The organism is Sphingomonas sp. (assembly GCF_031426035.1).
GTDB lineage: Bacteria > Pseudomonadota > Alphaproteobacteria > Sphingomonadales > Sphingomonadaceae > Sphingomicrobium.
This window is the reverse complement of the sequence record NZ_JANPKO010000033.1, coordinates 1-3,964: the sequence shown is the minus strand read 5'-3', so window position 1 is coordinate 3,964 and position 3,964 is coordinate 1. Positions and strand designations below refer to the sequence as shown.

The 3,964-nt window shown below is 68.7% G+C and carries 4 protein-coding genes and 1 pseudogene; 1 reads left to right on the top strand and 4 read right to left on the bottom strand.

Features of this window, described 5'->3' with window-relative positions:
• Positions 1-671: pseudogene (locus RMP08_RS01970) on the bottom strand (TonB-dependent receptor); the annotation flags it as partial.
• Between the two features lie 15 nt (positions 672-686).
• Positions 687-1,844 carry a TonB-dependent receptor plug domain-containing protein gene (locus RMP08_RS01965; protein ID WP_310467289.1) on the bottom strand — a complete coding sequence of 386 codons (1,158 nt, stop codon included), beginning with the start codon at positions 1,842-1,844 and terminating at the stop codon, positions 687-689.
• A gap of 263 nt (positions 1,845-2,107) precedes the next feature.
• On the opposite strand from RMP08_RS01965, the gene RMP08_RS01960 reads away from it, so the two are divergent.
• On the top strand, positions 2,108-2,635 hold the full coding sequence (locus tag RMP08_RS01960; protein ID WP_310467288.1) for a hypothetical protein: 528 nt from the start codon (positions 2,108-2,110) through the stop codon (positions 2,633-2,635).
• Here the strand turns inward: RMP08_RS01960 and RMP08_RS01955 are convergent.
• Positions 2,632-2,841, bottom strand: coding sequence for a DUF2093 domain-containing protein (locus RMP08_RS01955; RefSeq protein ID WP_310467287.1), 210 nt, complete (start codon positions 2,839-2,841; stop codon positions 2,632-2,634). The genes RMP08_RS01960 and RMP08_RS01955 overlap by 4 nt on opposite strands.
• 7 nt (positions 2,842-2,848) lie before the next feature.
• The coding region (xseA, locus tag RMP08_RS01950; RefSeq protein ID WP_310467286.1) for an exodeoxyribonuclease VII large subunit at positions 2,849-3,964 on the bottom strand (1,116 nt) is incomplete at its 5' end.

Below are 3,964 nucleotides of genomic sequence, written 5' to 3'. Positions count from 1 at the left end.
GGGCTCTTGAAGCCCATTTCGCCGAGCTGGCCGGTGAAGTTGAGGTTGGCGACCTGCTCGCTGGTCTGGCCGCGCTGGAAGCCCTGGGCGGCAAGATAATTGCGAGCGCCGGCGGTGACCGGATTGCCGCTGAAGATGTCGTACGGCACGCACAGCGGATCGGTACCGTCGACCACCGAGCGGCAGATCGGATCGACCACGCCCGGCGTGCGCGGATCGTCGATCACATCGAGCGCACGGGTCAGGCGGGCGACCGAGAACTCGTTTGAGTAGGTCTGCTGGTAGTTCATCCGGCCGTACTGGAAGTAAGCGTCGTACGACCACACCTTGCTGAGGTCGCCGCGGGTTCCGAGCACGCCGCGGAAGGCGGTGTGCTGGAGATCGGCGATACGCGGGCCGCCTTCGACGTTGCGGCGGAGCAGCTGGAAAAAGGCGCGGTTGTAGGTAACGCCCGGCCGCGTGGTGTCGACGAACTCGATCGGCGCGCCGCCGGTCTGGCCGACAACCAGCGGGAAGGTCCCGAGGAAATCGGAAACCAGGTTGTAGCCGCCGTTGTTTTCGCACAATTGCGCGCGGACGGAGGCACTGAGCAGCGGGTTATCGCAGTTGATCTGCAGCGTGTTGCCGAAGTTGCCCGACGGCGCGATCTGCGCCAGCGAGCGGTCGTCCATGAACATAAACTCGAGTTACGGCTTGATCTGGTCGCTGATATCGTAATTGGCGAACACACCGGCGGTGTAGCGCTCGTCCGGACGCTGGAAGTAGTTGGTCGGAGCGAAGTTGTAGCGATCGACAACACCTTGATTCAGCGTGTTCGGACCGAGCAGGCCGATGGTCGAGGTCGGCGTCGTGCCCTCATTGCCGTCCGACGTCGGTACGTAGAAGATCGCGGTGCCGAAGCGGTTCGTCAGCGAGCCGCCGCACTGCAGCGGCCGCCCGGACCGGTCGAAGCCCTGGCCGTCCCCGTCGGAGTCCGCGCCGCCATCAGAGATCTGCAGCACGCAGGCGCTGTAGTCGCGACGAGCCTGGGTGACGGCGCGCACTTTGCGGTAGCCGAAGTAAGCGACCGCGTGGCCGCGATTGTCGTCGAACCCGGTGCCGATCGAGACGGTGCCGTCGAACGCGCCGCCGTCAACCACGCTGCCCTTGGGATAGCCGAAGCCGGCGAAACCCGCGGCTTGGCGAAGGTCGAGCAGGTCGGGCAGCGTCTTGTTGTTGTTCTGGTGCTGGTAGACGCTGTACTGGCCGTCGAAGCGGATACCCGAGAAGTTGGTATCCATGATGAAGTTGACGACGCCGGCAACCGCGTCCGCGCCGTAGGTCGACGAAGCGCCGCCGGTGAGGACTTCGACGCGCTTGATGATCGACGACGGGATGAAGTTCAAATCGGCCGAGGACGTCTGGAACGGATCGCCCGGGAGCAGGCGGCGGCCGTTGACCAGCACCAGGGTGCGCTTCGAGCCGAGGCCGCGAAGGTCGACCGTGGCGGTGCCCGTCGCACCGTTGGAAACGCCCGACGACTGCTCGGCGCTGACCGACGGCAGGCTGTTGAGAAGATCTTCGACGCGCGACGCACCGGACAGCTTGATGTCCTGGTTGGTGACGACGGTCACCGGGGCCTGCGCTTCGAGGTTCGGCTGCGGGATACGCGAGCCGGTGACGACGATGTCCTGGGCCTCTTCGACCGGAGCGCCTTCCGCGGCGGTCGACGGAGTCGGCTGGGCCTCGACCGGACCGCTCGGGTTGGTGACGTCGGTCGGCGTTCCATCGGTCGGCGGAACGTCCTGGGCGAAGGCCGGCGTGGCGAGCACGCTGGCACCGACGAGGAGGGTCGTGGCGAGCAAGCGCTGGCGATAATCGAGCTTCATAAGATTTCTTCCCCTCAGTTGGCCGTTCCACTCGTCGGACGACCAATATGAATATGCCGCGGCAACCCTGAATTGCCGAACTGCCTGCCTGATAAGTTAAGCGGGAAGACGCTGGCAACGGCTAGCGGTCGGCGGGGCGCGAGTTGTCGCCACGCTGTCTCAATTTTGCAACAGCGCTCCCTTGTCCTGCGCGCGGCCTTGGCGGTAGGGTCGAGCAAGAGCGAAAAGGGTGAGGGATGATGCGCAAGTTGATGATGGCGGCGGCGGCAGGCGGGTTGATGCTGAGTGGTGTCGCGGCGGCCAAGAAGGCGCCCGAGACCAAGGTGCCGGCGTCGGTCCAGCGGTTGCTCGCGTGCCGCGGGCTGGCGGACGGAGCGGCGCGGCTGGCGTGCTTCGACCGCGAAACCGCGGGGATCGACCAGTCGCTCGCCAAGCGCGACCTGGTGGTCATCGACCGCGAGCGCGTGACCCAGTCGCGGCGCGAATTGTTCGGCTTCTCGGTGCCCAGCTTCGGCGGCCTGTTCGGCGGCGGCGGCGAGGACGAGATCAAGCAGATCGAGAGCACGGTGGTGAGCTGGGGTGGCAATGCCGACGGCGGCTGGATCATCCGCCTCGCCGACGGCTCGCGCTGGTCGCAGACCGATGGCACCACGCTCGCCCTGCCGCCCGAGCGCGGCCAGAAGGTGGTGGTGCGGCGCGGCGCGCTGGGCAGCTACCGGCTCAGCGTCAACGGCCAGCCGGGGATGAAGGTCGAGCGGATCGGCTAATTGCCGGCGGCGCGGCGCTCGGCGGCGAGGCTGGCGTCGGCGTCGGCATAAGGTTCCTGGCGCTCTACGCTCCAGTAGCGCAATTCGTGCAGCGGGATTGCGCGGTTGGTCACTGCGCACATCACATGGTCGCCGTGGGCGAGGACGCGGAATGTGCCGGGCAAATAGCGCAGGCGGGCCGGGCGTCCGGCGCTGGTCATCAGCATTTTCGCGTCACTCCTCGGGCTCGTCGAACAGGCCTCGCTGGGGGCGGACATAGGAGCGCGGGCGCCCGCGCTCAACCCGCGCCGGCACGGTGCCGTCGGCGAAGTGCAGGGTCAGCAGGCCATCCGCGGCGGCGGCGGCGCTGGTCGTGACCAGCCGCCCCGCCTTGCCGGTGACGCGGGCGAAGCCGCGCTGCAAGGGCCGGTCGGGATGGGCCAGATCCGCCAGACGCCAGAGGTCGGCGACGCGCTGCGTTGCCCGCGCGATCCGATCCGACAACAGATCGATCCGCAGGCGCGGGGCGACGGCGTTGAGTTCGGCGCGCGCCGTGCCCGCGCGCGCGGCGAGTGCGCGAGGAAGGCGCTCGCCGATGTCGTCGACGCGCTGGGCCTGGGGAGCGAACAACGCGGCGGCGGCGGGCCAGCGGGCCACGCTCAATTCGAGCCGCTCGCGCCCGCGCTCGGCATGACGGGTCAGGCAGGTTTGCCCGCGGCGGCCGAGCTCGCCGAGCTGGGCGAGCAATTCGGCGCGGACCGGGACGGCAAGCTCAGCGGCGGCGGTCGGAGTCGGCGCGCGCATGTCTGCGGCGTGGTCGATCAGCGTGGTGTCGGTCTCGTGGCCGACGGCGGAAATCAGCGGGATCGGCGACTCGGCGGCCGCGCGCACGACGACTTCCTCGTTGAACGCCCACAGATCCTCGATCGAGCCGCCGCCGCGCGCGACGATGATCAGGTCCGGGCGCGGCACCGCGCCGCCCGCCGGGATTGCGCCGAACCCGCGAATCGCCGCCGCCACCTTGGCCGCCGCGCCCTCGCCCTGGACCGGCACCGGCCACACCACAACGCGGGTCGGGCAGCGGTCCTCGAGGCGGTGGATGATGTCGCGGATGACCGCCCCGGTGGGCGAAGTGACGACGCCGATGACGCGCGGCAGGAACGGCAAGGCGCGCTTCTTGCCCTCGTCGAACAGGCCTTCCGCCGCCAGCGTCCGCCGCCGTTGGTCAAGCAGCGCCATCAGCGCCCCCGCCCCGGCCAGCTCCATGCGCGCGACGACGATCTGATATTTCGACCGCCCGGCATAAGTGGTCAGCTTGCCCGTGGCGATGACCTCGGCGCCATCTTCGGG